This is a genomic window from Sphingomonas sp. CCH5-D11, from assembly GCF_001557395.1.
Taxonomy (GTDB): domain Bacteria; phylum Pseudomonadota; class Alphaproteobacteria; order Sphingomonadales; family Sphingomonadaceae; genus Sphingomonas.
On sequence record NZ_LSKH01000073.1, the window covers coordinates 1 to 15,740 of the forward strand.

At 67.0% G+C, this 15,740-nt stretch carries 17 protein-coding genes and 1 tRNA gene; 8 read left to right on the forward strand and 10 right to left on the reverse strand.

Translation table 11 applies throughout. The features are described 5' to 3' along the window. Positions 1-121: 121 nt before the first annotated feature. From AX702_RS04235 to AX702_RS04260, 6 genes are all read left to right on the forward strand, one after another. Positions 122-2,161, forward strand: a complete 2,040-nt coding sequence (locus AX702_RS04235) for a malate synthase G (RefSeq protein ID WP_066776557.1) — start codon at positions 122-124, stop codon at positions 2,159-2,161. Positions 2,162-2,354: 193 nt separating this feature from the next. Then, on the forward strand, positions 2,355-2,810 hold the full coding sequence (gene rpiB / locus AX702_RS04240) for a ribose 5-phosphate isomerase B (protein ID WP_066776559.1): 456 nt from the start codon (positions 2,355-2,357) through the stop codon (positions 2,808-2,810). After that, on the forward strand, positions 2,807-4,114 hold the full coding sequence (gene glyA / locus AX702_RS04245; RefSeq protein WP_066776562.1) for a serine hydroxymethyltransferase: 1,308 nt from the start codon (positions 2,807-2,809) through the stop codon (positions 4,112-4,114). Before rpiB ends, glyA begins: the two co-directional genes overlap by 4 nt. Before the next feature lie 7 nt (positions 4,115-4,121). After that, positions 4,122-4,298 carry a hypothetical protein gene (locus tag AX702_RS22410; RefSeq protein ID WP_177179126.1) on the forward strand — a complete coding sequence of 59 codons (177 nt, stop codon included), beginning with the start codon at positions 4,122-4,124 and terminating at the stop codon, positions 4,296-4,298. A gap of 127 nt (positions 4,299-4,425) precedes the next feature. Then, positions 4,426-4,887 carry a transcriptional regulator NrdR gene (gene nrdR / locus AX702_RS04255; RefSeq protein WP_066776567.1) on the forward strand — a complete coding sequence of 154 codons (462 nt, stop codon included), beginning with the start codon at positions 4,426-4,428 and terminating at the stop codon, positions 4,885-4,887. A 58-nt stretch (positions 4,888-4,945) separates the two neighbouring features. Beyond that, entirely contained in the window at positions 4,946-5,689 is a 744-nt protein-coding gene (locus AX702_RS04260; RefSeq protein WP_066776570.1) for an RNA methyltransferase, read from the forward strand. Between the two features lie 30 nt (positions 5,690-5,719). Here AX702_RS04260 and AX702_RS04265 read toward each other — a convergent pair whose 3' ends face one another. From AX702_RS04265 to murI, 9 genes are all read right to left on the reverse strand, one after another. After that, positions 5,720-7,507 carry an acyltransferase family protein gene (locus tag AX702_RS04265; RefSeq protein ID WP_066776572.1) on the reverse strand — a complete coding sequence of 596 codons (1,788 nt, stop codon included), beginning with the start codon at positions 7,505-7,507 and terminating at the stop codon, positions 5,720-5,722. 293 nt (positions 7,508-7,800) lie between these two features. Continuing rightward, positions 7,801-7,876 (reverse strand) — tRNA-Phe (locus AX702_RS04270). A gap of 30 nt (positions 7,877-7,906) precedes the next feature. Beyond that, a complete protein-coding gene (locus AX702_RS21530) occupies positions 7,907-8,077 on the reverse strand; it encodes a DNA gyrase inhibitor YacG (RefSeq protein WP_082745974.1) in 171 nt (56 codons plus the stop codon). Beyond that, on the reverse strand, positions 8,074-9,000 hold the full coding sequence (locus AX702_RS04275; protein WP_066776574.1) for a ribonuclease: 927 nt from the start codon (positions 8,998-9,000) through the stop codon (positions 8,074-8,076). Before AX702_RS04275 ends, AX702_RS21530 begins: the two co-directional genes overlap by 4 nt. Further along, positions 8,993-9,568 (reverse strand): Maf family protein, encoded by a 576-nt coding sequence (locus AX702_RS04280; protein ID WP_066776576.1) that lies wholly within the window; start codon positions 9,566-9,568, stop codon positions 8,993-8,995. The genes AX702_RS04275 and AX702_RS04280 overlap by 8 nt, the downstream gene beginning before the upstream one ends. Before the next feature lie 29 nt (positions 9,569-9,597). Beyond that, a complete protein-coding gene (gene infA, locus AX702_RS04285; RefSeq protein ID WP_026325702.1) occupies positions 9,598-9,843 on the reverse strand; it encodes a translation initiation factor IF-1 in 246 nt (81 codons plus the stop codon). Between the two features lie 183 nt (positions 9,844-10,026). Next, positions 10,027-10,896, reverse strand: a complete 870-nt coding sequence (locus tag AX702_RS04290) for a 3-hydroxybutyryl-CoA dehydrogenase (protein ID WP_066776578.1) — start codon at positions 10,894-10,896, stop codon at positions 10,027-10,029. A gap of 148 nt (positions 10,897-11,044) precedes the next feature. Next, entirely contained in the window at positions 11,045-12,289 is a 1,245-nt protein-coding gene (hemA, locus tag AX702_RS04295; protein WP_066776581.1) for a 5-aminolevulinate synthase, read from the reverse strand. A gap of 98 nt (positions 12,290-12,387) precedes the next feature. Beyond that, positions 12,388-13,176, reverse strand: a complete 789-nt coding sequence (gene murI / locus AX702_RS04300) for a glutamate racemase (RefSeq protein ID WP_066776583.1) — start codon at positions 13,174-13,176, stop codon at positions 12,388-12,390. A gap of 114 nt (positions 13,177-13,290) precedes the next feature. Between murI and plsY the strand changes: the two genes are divergently transcribed. Together plsY and dprA are read left to right on the forward strand one after the other, a co-directional pair. Further along, the gene (gene plsY / locus AX702_RS04305) at positions 13,291-13,917 is read left to right on the forward strand and encodes a glycerol-3-phosphate 1-O-acyltransferase PlsY (protein ID WP_082745975.1); all 627 of its coding nucleotides are present in this window, start codon (positions 13,291-13,293) and stop codon (positions 13,915-13,917) included. Next, a complete protein-coding gene (gene dprA / locus AX702_RS04310; protein ID WP_066776586.1) occupies positions 13,910-15,004 on the forward strand; it encodes a DNA-processing protein DprA in 1,095 nt (364 codons plus the stop codon). The genes plsY and dprA overlap by 8 nt, the downstream gene beginning before the upstream one ends. Here dprA and AX702_RS04315 read toward each other — a convergent pair whose 3' ends face one another. Continuing rightward, complete coding sequence (locus AX702_RS04315; protein WP_066776589.1) at positions 15,005-15,739, reverse strand: Crp/Fnr family transcriptional regulator; 735 nt, start codon at positions 15,737-15,739, stop codon at positions 15,005-15,007. Position 15,740: the final 1 nt, after the last annotated feature.

Below are 15,740 nucleotides of genomic sequence, written 5' to 3' on the forward strand. Positions count from 1 at the left end.
CTCCCCGGCCCTCTCCCCTGAAGGGGAGAGGGAGATTGGCGCACTTGCCCTCCTCCCACCCATCGCCTAACCACCGCTCGCCCTCCCCAGGCGATTGAGACCAACGTCAGGAGGATTCCGCATGCAGACCCGCGCCGACCTTTCGGTCGACGACCGCCTCGTCGCCTTTGTCGAGCAGGAGGCGCTGCCGGGCACCGGCATCGCGCCTGAGGCCTTCTGGCAAAGCGCGGCGGAGGTGTTCGCCCGCTTCGTGCCCGAGAACCGCGCGCTGCTCGCTCGGCGCGAGGAATTGCAGTCGGCGATCGACGCGCGGTATGCCGCGGGCGAGGCGGTGGATGCGGCGTTCCTCAGCGAGATCGGCTATCTCGTGCCCGAACCCGCCCCCTTCACGATCGGCACCGGGAATGTCGATCCCGAGATCGCGACGATGGCCGGGCCGCAATTGGTGGTGCCTAGCCTCAACGCGCGCTTCGTGCTGAACGCGGCGAATGCGCGCTGGGGGAGCCTGTATGACGCGCTCTACGGCACCGATGCGCTGCCGGGGAAAGCGACGCCGGGCGGTTATGACGCCGAGCGCGGCGCGCAGGTGATCGCGCGGGCGCGGGCGTTTCTCGACGAGACGCTGCCGGGCTGGGAGGCGGCGCTGACCGGGGGCGAGTGTCCGCACCGGTACGCGACGTTCGATAAGGGCGTGATGTTCGTTCATAACGGGCTGCACATCGAGATTCTGGTCGATCGTGAGCATCCGATCGGCAAGACCGACCCGCTCGGGATCGCGGACGTGGTGCTCGAATCCGCACTCACCACGATCGTCGATCTGGAAGACAGCGTCGCGGCGGTGGATGCCGAGGATAAGGTGGCGGCCTATCGCAACTGGCTCGGGCTGATGCGCGGCGATCTGGTCGAGACGTTCGAGAAGGGCGGGCAGACGCTGACCCGCAAGCTCTCGGGCGATCGTACCTACACCTCGCCGAACGGGACCAGCTTCACGCTCCCCGGTCGCTCATTGCTGTTCGTGCGCAATGTCGGGCATCTGATGACGACGCCGGCGATCATCCTGCCCGATGGGTCGGAAGCGCCGGAAGGGATTCTCGACGCGATCCTCACCTCGCTGATCGGGCTGCATGATCTGAAGCGGCTCGGCTCCTTACAGAACAGCCGCGCCGGCTCGATCTATATCGTGAAGCCCAAGATGCACGGGCCGGACGAGGCGGCGTTCACGAACCGGCTGTTCGATGCGGTGGAGAATCTGCTCGGCCTCGCGCGGCACACGATCAAGGTGGGCGTGATGGACGAGGAGCGGCGCACCTCGGCCAATCTCGCGGCGTGCATCCATGCGGTGCGCGACCGGATCGTGTTCATCAACACCGGCTTCCTCGATCGCACCGGCGACGAGATCCACACCGCGATGCGCGGCGGCCCGGTGATCCGCAAGGCGGAGATGAAGGCGAGCGACTGGATCAAGGCCTATGAGGATCGCAACGTGCGCATCGGGCTGGCGTGCGGGCTCAGCGGCAAGGCGCAGATCGGCAAGGGCATGTGGGCCGCGCCGGATATGATGGCGGACATGCTGGCGCAGAAGATCGGCCATCCGCAATCGGGCGCGAACACGGCGTGGGTGCCGAGCCCGACCGCCGCGACGCTACATGCGCTGCACTATCATCAGGTCGATGTGTTCGCGCGGCAGAAGGAGATCGCCGGGGAAGCGCCGCCTGCTTTGGAGCGGTTGTTGACGGTGCCGTTCGCAGCCGGGCGCAACTGGACGCCGGAGGAGATCCGCGAGGAGCTCGACAACAATTGCCAGGGCATCCTCGGCTATGTCGTGCGCTGGATCGATCAGGGCGTGGGCTGTTCGAAGGTGCCCGATATCCATGATGTCGGCCTGATGGAGGATCGCGCGACGCTGCGCATTTCCTCGCAGCATCTGGCGAACTGGCTGCTGCACGGCGTGTGCACCGCGGACGAGGTGGATGCGGCGCTCGATCGCATGGCGGTGAAGGTGGATGCGCAGAATGCCGGCGATCCCTTGTATGTGGCACTGAGCCGCGACGGGTTCGCGTTCAAGGCGGCGCGCGCGCTGATCTTCGAGGGCGTGACGCAGCCGTCAGGCTATACCGAGCCGCTGCTGCATCGATTCCGGCAGGAGGCGAAGCGGGGGTAAAGCCAAACCATCACCGTTCGTGCTGAGCTTGTCGAAGCACATGCCCCTGGGGCGGTGCGCGCATGACGCGCCCTTCGACAAGCTCAGGGCGAACGGGGCGGGAGTTCATGATCGACCGACCCCCATGGCATTCCCGTGACACCCCGGCTAAAGGCGCGCGCATCCGTCACTGCCAAGAGCATCGCCGAGCCTCATGCGAGTCGCCATCGCTTCCGATCACGCCGCCGTGTCGCTGAAGGCGACACTTGTCGCCTGGCTGCAGGAGGCCGGCCATGACGTCCTCGATCTTGGCCCCGCCACCGACGCGCGCGTCGATTATCCCGATTTCGGCTTCAAGCTCGCCGCCGCCGTGGCGGGCGGAGAGGCGGAGCGCGGCATCGCCTTGTGCGGATCGGGGATCGGCATTTCCATCGCGGTGAACCGCAACCCGGCGGTGCGCTGCGCGCTGGTGTCCGATCCGCTCGCCGCCGCGTTGTCGCGCGAGCATAATGACGCCAACGCCCTTGCGCTTGGAGCCCGCCTGATCGGCGAGGACATGGCCAAGGCCTGCATTACCGCTTTCCTCGACACCGCCTTCGCCGGCGGCCGCCACGCCCCCCGCGTCGACAAGCTCGGCGCGCCTGATTTCCAGAAGGAGCCCGCCGCATGAGCACCAACCCGACCACGTTGAACGACGTGCAGCCTGATGGCTTCTTCACCCGCAGCCTTGCCGAGGTCGATCCCGCCGTCTTCGCCGGTGTCGAGCATGAGCTGGACCGCGAGCAGACCCAGATCGAGCTGATCGCATCCGAGAACATCGTCTCCAAGGCGGTGCTCGAAGCGCAGGGCAGCGTGTTCACGAACAAGTACGCCGAGGGCTATCCGGGCAAGCGCTACTACCAGGGCTGCCACCCCTCCGACGAGGTCGAGCAGCTCGCGATCGATCGCGCCAAGCAGCTGTTCGGCTGCGGCTTTGCCAACGTTCAGCCGCACTCGGGCGCGCAGGCGAACGGCGCGGTGATGCTCGCGCTGGTGAAGCCGGGCGAGACGATCATGGGCCTCAGCCTCGATTCGGGCGGGCACCTGACGCACGGCGCCAAGGCGGCGATGAGCGGCAAATGGTTCAACGCGGTGCAATATGGCGTCACATCCGACACGCATCTGATCGACTATGACGCGGTCGAGAAGCAGGCCATTGAGACGCAGCCCAAGCTGATCATCGCCGGCGGCTCGGCCTATCCGCGGCACATCGATTTCGCCCGCTTCCGCGCGATCGCGGACAAGGTCGGCGCGTTCTTCATGGTCGACATGGCGCATTTCGCTGGCCTGGTCGCGGGCGGGGTGCACCCGACGCCATTCGGCCATGCGCATGTCGTGACCACCACGACGCACAAGACGCTGCGCGGCCCGCGCGGCGGCATGATCATGACCGATGACGAGGCGATCGCGAAGAAGATCAACTCGGCGGTGTTCCCCGGCCTGCAGGGCGGCCCGCTGATGCATGTCGTCGCTGCCAAGGCGGTGGCGTTCGGCGAGGCGCTGCGCCCCGAGTTCAAGAGCTATGCCGCCGCGGTGGTGGAGAATGCCAAGGTGCTGGCCGCGACGCTGAAGGAGCGCGGTGCGGCGATCGTCTCGGGCGGGACCGACACGCATCTCGCGCTGGTCGACCTCACGCCGCTTGGTGTGACGGGCAAGGATGCGGACGAGGCGCTGGAGCGCGCCGGAATTACCTGCAACAAGAACGGCATCCCCAACGATCCGCTGCCGCCGGTGAAGACCAGCGGAATCCGCGTCGGCTCGCCTGCGGGCACGACGCGCGGCTTCGGCACGGCCGAGTTCCGGGAGATCGGCAACATGGTCGCCGATGTGCTGGACGGTCTGGCCAAGAAGGGCGAGGCTGGCGACGCGGAGGTCGAAGCGGCCGTGCGGGAACGAGTTCGCGCGCTGTGCGCTCGTTTCCCGATCTATCAGTGAGGTGAACGTGTCCAAGATCGAGGAAGTGCAGCACACCGTGCAGAACACGCCGGGGCTGGGCAAGAAGATGGCGAAATATGGCGCGGTCGGCGCGGTTCTGGCGATACCGGTGCCCTTCGTGGGACCGGTGCTGGGCGCGCTGGTCGGGGCCGGCGTGGCCTATGCACGCCGGGACAAGATCTGATCTCATCAACTACCGTCATTCCCGCGCAGGCGGGAATCCATACTGGCTAGCCTCTCGATGGAGGCGCAACGTATGAGGTTATGGATCCCCGCCTGCGCGGGGGTGACGGCTTCCAGGACATAGAAACATGCGCTGTCCCTTCTGCGGCCACGATGCGAGCCAGGTGAAGGACAGCCGGCCGACCGATGACGGAGCGGCCATCCGGCGGCGGCGCCAGTGCGAGGGATGCGCCGCGCGCTTCACCACCTTCGAACGGATCCAGCTTCGCGAGTTGACCGTGGTGAAATCCGAAGACCGGCGCGAGTCGTTCGATCGCGAGAAGCTGCTGCGGTCGATCGGCATCGCCGCACGCAAACGACCGCTGGACACGGTGGCGATCGAGCGATTGGTCAGCGGCATCCAGCGGCAGCTGGAGACCAGCGGCGAGGCCGAAGTGACCTCCAAACGGATCGGCGAAATGGTGATGGAGGCGCTGAAGGGCCTCGATTCGGTCGCCTATATTCGCTTTGCCAGCGTTTATCGCGACTTCACCGAGGCACGCGATTTCGAGGAATTCGCTGGTACGGTCGAGGAAGCCGGGCGTAGCTGATCCCCCCCGATTGATCCGGTGCTTGTCTCGCCACCCGATCGCCGGATAGGCGCACGCCATGGTTTCTGATGCTTCCGCTTCGCCCGTCATCGTCCTCGTCCGGCCACAGCTTGGCGAGAATATCGGCAAGGCAGCGCGCGCCATGCTCAATTTCGGGCTGACGGAGATGCGCCTGGTTGCGCCGCGGGACGGCTGGCCGAACCCGGCGGCGGGGCCCGCCGCATCGGGCGCGGACATCGTGCTGGCCAATGCGCGCGTGTTCGACACGGTGGCGGATGCGGTGGCGGACTGCCCTCATGTCTATGCCACCACCGTACGCAAGCGTGGCGTGACCAAGCCGGTCGTAACGCCCGAAGAGGCCGCAACTGAGATGCGCGCGGCGCCGGGTCGTAGCGCCATCCTGTTTGGGCCCGAGCGGTCCGGACTGGAAACGGACGATGTGGCGCTGGCGCGCACCATCCTGACCGTGCCGATCAACCCGGAGTTCGGCAGCTTGAATCTGGCCCAGGCGGTAATTCTGGTGGCCTATGAATGGTCCAAGGGGGAGGCGCTTGCCTCCCCGCCGGAAGTGGCGCTGGAGCCGCCGGCGCCGCAGGAGGAGCTGGAGGGCATGATCGGGCAGCTGGATGCAATGCTCGAGCAGGCGAATTTCTTCTTCCCGCCCGATCGCACGCCGGCGACTCGGCGCACCTTGCGCACGCTGCTGACCAAGCCGGGCTGGAGCAGCCAGGAAGTGCGCACACTGCGCGGCGTGCTTTCGGCGCTTGGCGGTGCCAAGGCGAAGCGCTCTGGCGGCGGGTAAGCGCGGCCGGCCGCACTCGCACCCGCGAAGTCAGTCACGATCCAGTGCGCGGCGGGCGATCATCTGCCGCCAGACCGGCTGGCGAAACAGCCGCTCGCCCACGAAGCGCGCGCCGGCGCGCGTGACGTGAACCCGGTCCTCGCTGAGGATCCGGCCCTGTTCGTCGAAGACGGGCAGACGCCGGCCATCGGCAGAGAGCGCGGCGATGACATCAAGGTAAAGCTCGGCGGGCGTGATCGCGCGGTACAGCCGGCTCGCGGCAAGCGCCTGATCGGAGAGCGCGACGCGCGCGGCGGCACGCTGATGAAGCGGCAATCGGGCAAAGGGGTTTAGGTTGGTCCCGAAATCCTTGGGGCCGACGAACAGGATCTTGGCGCGCAGATCGGCGCGCTCCGCCAGCAGCCGGCCATTACATGTCTGGCGCGGCTTGTGATCATAAACGAGCACGATCAATGTTGCCGCGGCGACCAGCGCGCGCTTGGTGGCACTGAGCCGGGCCCCATCGCACAGGTCCAGATCGTCGCGATAGACGATGGCGTAGCCGGCGAGGGCATTCGCCTCCCGCGCCATGTTCACGAAATCGCGCCCGGTACTGTTGCCCAGAACAAGCGCGCGTCGCTGCGTACCGGGCGGGAAGCGATCGGTTTTGAGCGCGAGCACGCCCATGTTGTACGCCTTGAACGTCGCCGGCCCGTCAGCACCCGGCGCCATGTCGAACCGCTGCGGGAGGCCGCCACGCAGGTGCAGGACGGTGCCGATCGCCAGCAAGGCGATGGCTGTCGGCAGCAGCACCGCGGCGACGGCGCGAAAGCGCATCGAACTGTCGCGGAAAGGTTGTTCGACAAAACGCCAGCTCGCCCAGGCGAGGATCAGCGCGACCGGGATCAGCGCCACGAACTGCCACGTTGGTGGCGGGCTGATGCTGGCGACGCGCAGAAAGGCGAACAGCGGCTGATGCCAGAGATAGGTGCTGTAGCTGATGAGGCCGATGCCCACCATCATCGGCGAAGACAGGAAGCGGTGCGCCAGACCGGCGCGGCAGTAGAGCAGGACAAAAACTGTGCCTGTCACCGGCAGCAGGATCGCCGGCGCGGGCGAAGGCGATCCTTCCGGCAAGCCGAGCACGGCCGCGGCAATTATCAAGAGGCCGGTCAAGGCCAGCGGGTCTGAGCCGCGACCGGCATCGGGGGAGCGGATGGTGGCCGCCCAGCCGCCCGCCGCCAGTTCCCAGGCGCGGGTGTGGAGAAGGTAGAAGTTGCCGACCGGATGCGCCCGCATGCTCCAGAGGCACAGGAGGAAGCTGGCCAACCCGACAAGCGCCAGGGCAAGCGGCACGTGGCGACGGAAGAAGCGGTGAACGGCCGCCAGGAGCAGCGGTACGACGATATAATATTGTTCCTCGACCCCCAGGCTCCAGGTGTGGAGCAGCGGTTTGAACTGGGATTCCATGTCCCAATAGCCGCTGGTGACGGTGAGGAGGATGTTGTTCGTAAAGAGCGTGGTGGCGACGATGCTCTGGCCAAGGTTCTGATAGGCATCCGCGCTCATCAGGAACCATCCGGCGATCAGGCAGGCGACGAGCACGACAAACAGCGCCGGCAGCAATCGTCTGGTGCGACGCTCATAGAAGCGCACAATGGAAAAGCGCCCGTTGTCCAGCTCGGACAGGATGATCCCGGTGATCAGATAGCCGCTGATGACGAAGAACACGTCCACGCCGACGAAACCGCCGGCAAAAAGCGACACGCCGGCATGGCTCAGCAGAACTGGCAGGACTGCGATAGTCCGCAGCCCGTCGATCTCACGACGATGCTTCACTCGAGCGCCCCCTTTGCCCGTTCGCGCTATGATAAACGGGCCGTGCTTACTTTGTCAGCAACGGAGCGCGGGACCAGTCTTTGAAGTGATGTTTGTGACCGGATCGCTTTATTCCAACCATTCGGTCTGGTCGCGGCTACATGTCGGGCGAGATGTTCAACGTGTCAGCGACATAATCCACCGCAATGGGCGTAGCGCGTCGCAACCTATGGCAGCGATCAAGTCGGCCGCACGAGGACCTTGGCTCTGCGCGCCAACGGGGCAGCTCGGTTCACATCAATGTCGAGGAATAATGGTGCCCAGGGACGGGATCGAACCGCCGACACTGCGATTTTCAGTCGCATGCTCTACCAACTGAGCTACCTGGGCACACCGGCGGAACGCCGGGGAGCGGTCCCCCTAGTCGGGTGTGCGCCCGCTGTCCAGCCCATCCGGATCGATCTGTGCACCGGGAATGCGATAACCCTCGCCCAGCCATTGCAGGAGATCGCGGTCCTTGCAGCGGCGCGAGCAGAAGGGGGCGTTGGCGGGGTCGCTCGGCTGAGCGCAGAGGGGGCAGGTGTCGGTCATGCGTCGAATATGGGCGTGCGCCCAGTGCGTTGCACCAGCGCGGCGATCCAGTCCGCACGTTCGGTGATTCGCGCGCGCACCGCTGGGGGCAGGCGGAAGCGGTTGGGAGAGGAAGGGGGCGTGCGCTCGATATGGCGCAAGGCGGCTCGTGCGGCAGCACCGACGGGATCGGCGCGGAGGATTTCGGGCAAGGACGGCGAAGTTCGGCCGCGCACGATCTGCAGGAAGCCGAAGCCGTTCACCGCTGTGCGCTCGAAAGGTTGCGCAAGCCGCGAGTCGATCGCGGCGGCGACAGCCTGACGCGCCTCGCGCCCCGCGAGCGTCGGAAAGTCGATGCCGATCGAGCCGCCGATGTCATGACGCTCGATCGCAGCGGCGACGGCCGTTGCGGCGCGCACGGCTAGCACCTCAAGCGGCGGATCCCCGTCGACATCGAACAGCGCCATGGCCGGCGTGGGCCACAGGCGCAGCATGCCGCCAGGAAAGGCGATGTCGCCGGTGATCGCCTCCTCCAACACTTCCGACCAGCCGGCGGCCTCCAGCGCGTCGGGCTCGTGCGCGCGCAGCTCTCGGACGGGCGCGTCGGTGAGGCGTTGTCGCAAGGTGGGGGCGGCGCGGGAAGGCGCGTCGGTGATCCGGCCGCGCGGCGGCTTCGGACGGCCGGGTTCGGGAATAGCGGCGCGGGTGATCTCGACCTGGATCGCGGCCCCGAGCGTGATCCCGGCCGGCGCGCGCGGCAGCGCCACATCCTCGCCCGTGTCGAGCCGGGCGAGATCGCGCTCGATCAGCCGGGCCGGTGCGATGAGACCGGGCTGCGGACCGCCGCCGTCGACGGCGATCCGCGCGCGCAGGATCGTGCCATCATCATCGATCAGGGCGGCGCGCTGCTCGCCGACACCGGCTTCGTACAGCCACTCAGGCAAAGGCGACGCCCGCCGTGGCCAGCAGCGCCTGGGTCTCGAACAGCGGCAGGCCGACGACGCCGGAGTAGGAGCCATGGATGCGGCGCACGAACGCCTCTGCGCGCCCCTGGATGGCGTAACCACCCGCCTTGCCCATGCCCTCGCCGCTGGCAACATAGCCGGCGATCTCTGCGTCGGTCAGCGGCTTGAAGGCGACAAGCGTGTCGGAAATGCGGGTGCGCACCTTGCCCGCTCCATCAACCACCACGACCGCCGACAGGCAGTGGTGGCGGCGCCCGGAGAGCAACCGGAGCATGCGCACAAGATCCGCCTCGTCCACCGGCTTGCCGAGAATGCGCGGCCCGACGGCAATGCTGGTATCGGCGGCGAGAACGACCTCGCCCGTCCCCCGCGGCACGGCGGCTGCCTTTGCGCCGGCGACGCGCAGCACGTAATCGCGCGGCCGCTCCGCCTTCAGCGGCGTTTCGTCAACGTCCGGCGCGAGCACGCGCGCGGGTACGACGCCGATCTGCGCGAGCAGCGCCAGCCGACGGGGCGAAGCGGAGGCAAGGATCAGATCGGCGGGCATCGGGCCCACCCCCACGTCGTGCGCGCGGCTTATTGCGGGCCGGGGCCGCCGCGGCCAGGCATGAAGCGGTAGGTGATCCGCCCCTTGGTCAGATCGTAAGGGGTCAGCTCGACAAGCACTTCGTCTCCGACCAGCACGCGGATGCGGTTCTTGCGCATCTTGCCCGCGGTGTGGCCGAGGATCTCGTGATCATTCTCCAGCCGGACGCGGAACATGGCGTTGGGCAGGAGCTCGACCACCTGGCCGCGCATTTCGAGGAGTTCTTCTTTCGCCAAAAAATCAGTCTTTCTGCGGATGAGGGCGCGCGCGCGCTTAGCTGAAGCAACGCCAAAAGGAAAGGCGCGCCGGGAAAGCGCCAGCGGCAACCCAGCCAAAATGTGGCCGGAAGAGAAACAATTCAACTGCGGGCACGCAATTGGCCGCGGCGCGCCGGTGCTTCTTCACCGGCGCGGCAAGGCTTAACGCGTCGGAACCGGGGTGTCGCCCGTGTAATCATAAAAGCCGCGCCTGGTCTTCTTCCCGAACCAGCCGGCCTCGACATATTTCACCAGCAGCGGCGCGGGGCGGAACTTGGGATCGCCGGTCGTCTCAAACAACACCCGGGTGATTTCGAGGCAAGTGTCGAGCCCGATGAAGTCGGCCAGCGTCAACGGCCCCATCGGGTGATTGAGGCCGAGCTGGCAGGCAAGATCGATGTCGCGGATCGTGGCAACGCCCTCGCCCAGCGCGAAACATGCCTCGTTGAGCATCGGCATCAGGATGCGATTGACGATGAAGCCCGGCGCGTCATTGGCGTGCACCACCGCCTTGCCCAGCGCCGTCGCGAACGTCTCGACGGTCTTCACCGTCTCGCTCGCCGTGGCGAGGCCGCGGATCACCTCGATCAAGCCCATCACCGGCACCGGATTGAAGAAGTGAACGCCGATGAAGCGGGCCGGATCGGGTGACGCCTGCGCCAGCCGGGTGATCGGGATCGAGGAGGTGTTCGACGCGAGCACCGCCTGGTGGCCGAGCACCTCGCCGACCTGAGCGAAGATCGCGCGCTTCACCTCTTCACGTTCGGTCGCCGCCTCGATCACGAGGCCGCAGGCGGACATGCCCTGAACGCCCTCGATCGGTTCGATCCGTTCCAGTGCCTGCTCGCGCGCCTGCGGATCGAGCTTGCCCTTCTCGACGGCGCGGTCGAGCTGTCGGGCGATCCCCGCCTTGCCGGCCTCCGCGCGGGCCTTGTCCACATCGGTCAGGAGGACGCGATAGCCGGCCTGGGCGGAAACCTGCGCAATGCCTGCGCCCATCTGCCCCGCGCCAATGACGCCGACTGCCTGCATGATTTACCCCTATCTGGCGAAGGAGCGAACCATTCGCCCCGTTCGTGCTGAGCTTGTCGAAGCACGTGCCAAGCAGTGCCTCGCTTGGAACACGCCCGTCGACAAGCTCAGGGCGAACGGAGGAAGTAGGTTTCTTGCCGAACGAGGATCAGGCCGCCTTGCGCAGATCCAGCCGATCCCAGATCTCGACCAACGCGTCGGTCAGTTCCTGCATCATCGCTTCGCTGTGCGCCGGGCCCGGCGTGAAGCGGAGCCGCTCGGTACCGCGCGGGACGGTGGGGTAGTTGATCGGCTGCACGTAGATGCCGTATTCGGCGAGCAGCACGTCGCTGATCTTCTTCGCCTTCACCGGATCGCCGACCATCACCGGCACGATGTGCGTGTCGCCCAGCATCACCGGCAGGCCGGCCTCGGTCATCATCGCCTTCAGCCGGGCGGCGGCGGCCTGCTGGCCTTCGCGCTCGACCGACGAGCTCTTGAGGTGGCGCACGCTCGCCAGCACGCCGGCGACCAGCACGGGCGAGAGCGAGGTGGTGAAGATGAAGCCCGGGGCGTAGCTGCGGATCACGTCGATGATCGTCTTGTCGGCAGCGATATAGCCGCCCATCACGCCGAACGCCTTGCCCAACGTGCCTTCGATGATGGTCAGGCGGTGCGCGACATCGTCCCGCTCCGAAATGCCGCCACCGCGCGCGCCATACATCCCGACGGCGTGAACCTCGTCGAGATAGGTCAGCGCGTTATATTTGTCTGCGAGGTCGCAGATCGCCGCGATCGGGGCGACATCGCCCTCCATCGAATACACACTTTCGAACGCGATCAGCTTGGGCGCGTTCGAATCGTCGGCGGCAAGCAGTTCCTCGAGATGCGCCAGATCATTGTGGCGGAACACGCGCTTCTCGCAGCCCGAGTTGCGAATGCCGGCGATCATGGAGGCGTGATTGAGCTCATCCGAATAGATGATGCAGCCCGGCAGCACCTTGGCCAGCGTCGCCAGCGTCGCCTCGTTCGAGACATAGCCTGACGTGAAGAGCAGCGCGCCCTGCTTGCCGTGAAGGTCGGCGAGCTCGCCTTCCAGATCAACATGGTAATGCGTGTTGCCGCCGATGTTGCGCGTGCCGCCCGAGCCGGCGCCCACGTCGTGCAGCGCCTCTTCCATTGCCGCGATCACCTTGGGATGCTGGCCCATGGCGAGATAATCGTTCGAGCACCAAACGGTGATCGGCTTCGGGCCATTGTGACCGGCGAAGCAGCGCGCGCTGGGATAATGACCCTTGTTGCGCAGAATATCGATGAAGACGCGATAGCGGCCCTCAGCGTGCAGGCGGTCGATCGCCTGCGAAAAGGCGCGAGTATAATCAACCGGCCGCGTCGCAAGAGTGTCAATGGACATGGCCCCGCCGCTTACCCCTGTGTCAGTGACAATACCAGCGGATTCAGGCGGTTTCAGTGATCGCTTCGGTCGCTTGTTCGTCGAGTGATGCCTTGGCGCTATAGCCGGATGCAGCTCGGGAAACCGTAGGTCGCCAGTGCCTGATCGAGCCCGTCGCCGATCGTTCCAGTGAAGACGGCGAGGTCGGGCGCCGTGCGGGCAAATGATTCGCCTGTCGTGAGGTGCGCGATTCGGCGGGCGATCCCGGAACCGCCATCGACAAAGGTGACAGGGCGGCCGAACGCCTGTGCAAGCTCCTCTGCCAGCAGGGGAAAATGGGTGCAGGCGAGCGCCACCGTGTCCATGGCGTCGGCTCCCGGCGCATCAAGCATCGGGGCGATGGCGGCCTTGACCGACTCGACCGCCACGGCCTCGCCGCGCAGCTTCGCCTCAGCCAGCGTCACGAGATCCGCCGATCCATGGCGGATGACATGGCAATCGGCGGCGAAGCGCTTGGCGAGATCGTCGACATAGGCCTGGCGCACCGTCGCCGCGGTGCCGAGCACGCCGATGGTGCGGGTGCGGCTGTGCGCCGCCGCCGGCTTGATCGCCGGCACGGTGCCGACGATCGGAATGTCGAGCGCGCCGCGCACCGCCGCGAGCGCGATGGTCGACGCCGTGTTGCAGGCAATGACGATCAGGCGCGGCGAATAGCGCTCGGCAAGGCGGCCGAGCAGGGCGGGCACGCGACCGGCGATCTCCGCCTCATCCTTGATTCCGTAAGGGAAGCCGGCGGAATCGGCGACGTAAACGAAGCGCGCCTGAGGAACAGCAACGCGGGCGCGGGCGACAATCGACAGACCGCCGACGCCCGAATCGAAGAACAGAATGGGGCGCGGATCGCTCATCGCGGGCGCCTTAGAGAAGGTAACGGCGGCTTGGAAAGACGGCGCGAGCCCGCGCGACAATCACGCCGTTCTTGATCTGTATGTTGGAATTGCCGCGTTCATTGAGCTATCGTCATGATCAACGGAGGGATTGTACTGGACACCGAGATCATCTGGAAGCCAGCGGTGGCGGCGCTGATGCTTGGCTATCTGCTGGGCTCGATTCCGTTCGGCGTGCTGCTGACGCGCGCGGCGGGCGCGGGCGACCTGCGCCAGATCGGCTCGGGCAATATCGGCGCGACCAACGTACTGCGCACCGGGCGAAAGGGCCTGGCCGCGGCCACGCTGCTGCTGGATCTGGCCAAGGGATGGTGCGCGGTGGTGATCGCCACCGCTTTTCTGCCGGACAATGAACAGCTTGCCGCCGCCGGCGCCTTCATCGGACATTGCTATCCGCTGTGCCTGGCGTTTCGTGGCGGCAAGGGGGTGGCGACGCTGATGGGCATCGTGCTGGCGCTGCACCCGCCGCTCGGGCTGGTCTATGCCGTGGTGTGGCTTGGCCTGCTGGGCACGCTGCGCATCTCCTCCGTGGCGGGCATGGCGGCGGCGGCGAGCGCGCCGGTGGGCGCGGCGGTACTTGGCCGATTCGAACTGGTGCCGCTGCTGCTGGCGCTGGCGCTGATCGTGGTGTGGAAACACCGCGAGAATATCAGCCGCCTCCTGGTGGGGGCGGAGCCCAAAATCGGCAGCAAGCGTGGCTGATGCGGATCCGCCGGCCGACGCGTTCGACCGGCTCCGCCTGATCCGCACGCCCGGCGTCGGCCCGGTTACCTATCGCCAGCTGCTGCGCCGCTTCGGCAGCGCGCGCGCCGCCCTGGAGGCGCTGCCCGATCTGGCGAAGCGCGGTGGCGGGCGCGCGCAGACGCCGCCCGACCCGAAAGTGATCACGCGCGAGATGGAGGCGGTGGCGCAGCTCGGCGCGCGGCACCTGTTCCTGGATGATCCGGCCTATCCCGCGCTGTTGGCCGAACTGGACGATGCGCCGGCCGCGCTGACGCTGCGCGGCACCTTGCCGGAGGCGAGCCGACCGGCGATCGCGATCGTCGGCGCGCGCAACGCATCGGCCGCGGCCTGCCGCTTCGCGCGCGGGCTGGCGCATGATCTGGCGGCCGAGGGCGCGACTGTCATCTCCGGCCTGGCGCGCGGGATCGACACGGCGGCGCACATGGGGGGCGGTGCCGCGACGGTAGCGGTGATCGCCGGCGGAATCGACGTTGCCTATCCGCCCGAAAATGCCGAGCTGCAAGAGCGGATCGGGCGCGACGCGCTGCTGATCGCCGAGATGCCGCCGGGGACGGAGCCGCGCGCGCGACACTTTCCCTATCGCAACCGGATCATCGCCGGGCTGGCGCATGGGACCGTGGTGGTGGAGGCGGCGCCGAAATCGGGCTCGCTGATCACCGCACGCCTCGCCAACGAGGCGGGACGCGAGGTGATGGCGGTGCCAGGCAGCCCGCTCGATCCGCGCGCGCAAGGCTGCAACCTATTGATCCGAGAAGGCGCGACGCTGATCCAGACCGCGGCCGATGTGTTGGAACAGGTGCGCCCCTTCGATCCGCGCGCCGTCCGCGCGCCGGTCTCCGACTATGCGCCGCAGCCGCCGGCCGATGCCGATGACGCCGCGCGGCGGGTGGTGACGGCGCTGCTCGGCCCGGTGCCTGTCGCGGTGGACGAAGTGATTCGCCAGTCCGCGGTTCCGCCGGCGGTGGTGCAGATGGTGCTTCTGGAACTGGAGCTTGGCGGCCGGCTCGAGCGCCATGCCGGCGGCCGCGTGAGCCTGATCGCCTGATCAGGTCGACGGCGGCAGCCAGGACAGGTCGAGCGCCGTCAGCCGATCGACGTAATTCGCCTCCCGCATCAGCTTTCCCTCGTCGAGCAGCGTCACGCGCCCGGAATCGCGCGCGATCAGCCCTTCATCCTCCAGCTGGCGAAGCATGCGGTTGACGTGCACCGCCGTCAGCCCCGTGGCATCGCCGATCTCCTCCTGCGTCAGGCCCGGCACGAAGCTGTTGCCGAGCGTCAGATCCAGCCGGCGCATGCGATTGCGCACGTGCAGCAGGACGGACGCGACGCGCGCCTTGGCCGAGGTGCGGCCAAGGCCGGCGAGCCGATCGGTGAGCATCACCCGCTCCGCCTGATCAAGCGCGACCATCGCCAGGAACAATCGCGGCTGCTGAAGCGCGATGCGCGCCAGCATGGCCCGGTCGAACGGGCAGACCACGCTGTCCGACAGAGCGGCGACCGTCTCTGGCGCCTGCGGATAAACCAGCGATGGCAGGGACACCATGTCGCCGGGGAACATGAAGCGGAGGATCTGGCGGCTGCCGTCATCAAGGATGACGAAGCTCATCATCATGCCGCTCTTCAGGATGAACAATTCGGTGGACGAATCATTCTCGCGCACGAGGGTCGCCCCCCGGCGCAGGCTGCGCTGGCGTTCCTCCAACTGCAGAAGTGCGGCCCGCTCCTTACCGCACAATGGGACGAATTCGCCGAGACGCTCGGCAAAACGGCTAACGGTCACG

Coding starts and splice junctions, on each gene's coding strand:
- AX702_RS04235 (WP_066776557.1), top strand. CDS start 122: ATGCAGACCCGCGCCGACCTTTCGGTCGACGACCGCCTCGTCGCCTTT.
- rpiB (WP_066776559.1), top strand. CDS start 2,355: ATGCGAGTCGCCATCGCTTCCGATCACGCCGCCGTGTCGCTGAAGGCG.
- glyA (WP_066776562.1), top strand. CDS start 2,807: ATGAGCACCAACCCGACCACGTTGAACGACGTGCAGCCTGATGGCTTC.
- nrdR (WP_066776567.1), top strand. CDS start 4,426: ATGCGCTGTCCCTTCTGCGGCCACGATGCGAGCCAGGTGAAGGACAGC.
- AX702_RS04260 (WP_066776570.1), top strand. CDS start 4,946: ATGGTTTCTGATGCTTCCGCTTCGCCCGTCATCGTCCTCGTCCGGCCA.
- AX702_RS21530 (WP_082745974.1), bottom strand. CDS start 8,077: ATGACCGACACCTGCCCCCTCTGCGCTCAGCCGAGCGACCCCGCCAAC.
- AX702_RS04280 (WP_066776576.1), bottom strand. CDS start 9,568: ATGCCCGCCGATCTGATCCTTGCCTCCGCTTCGCCCCGTCGGCTGGCG.
- AX702_RS04290 (WP_066776578.1), bottom strand. CDS start 10,896: ATGCAGGCAGTCGGCGTCATTGGCGCGGGGCAGATGGGCGCAGGCATT.
- hemA (WP_066776581.1), bottom strand. CDS start 12,289: ATGTCCATTGACACTCTTGCGACGCGGCCGGTTGATTATACTCGCGCC.
- murI (WP_066776583.1), bottom strand. CDS start 13,176: ATGAGCGATCCGCGCCCCATTCTGTTCTTCGATTCGGGCGTCGGCGGT.
- plsY (WP_082745975.1), top strand. CDS start 13,291: ATGATCAACGGAGGGATTGTACTGGACACCGAGATCATCTGGAAGCCA.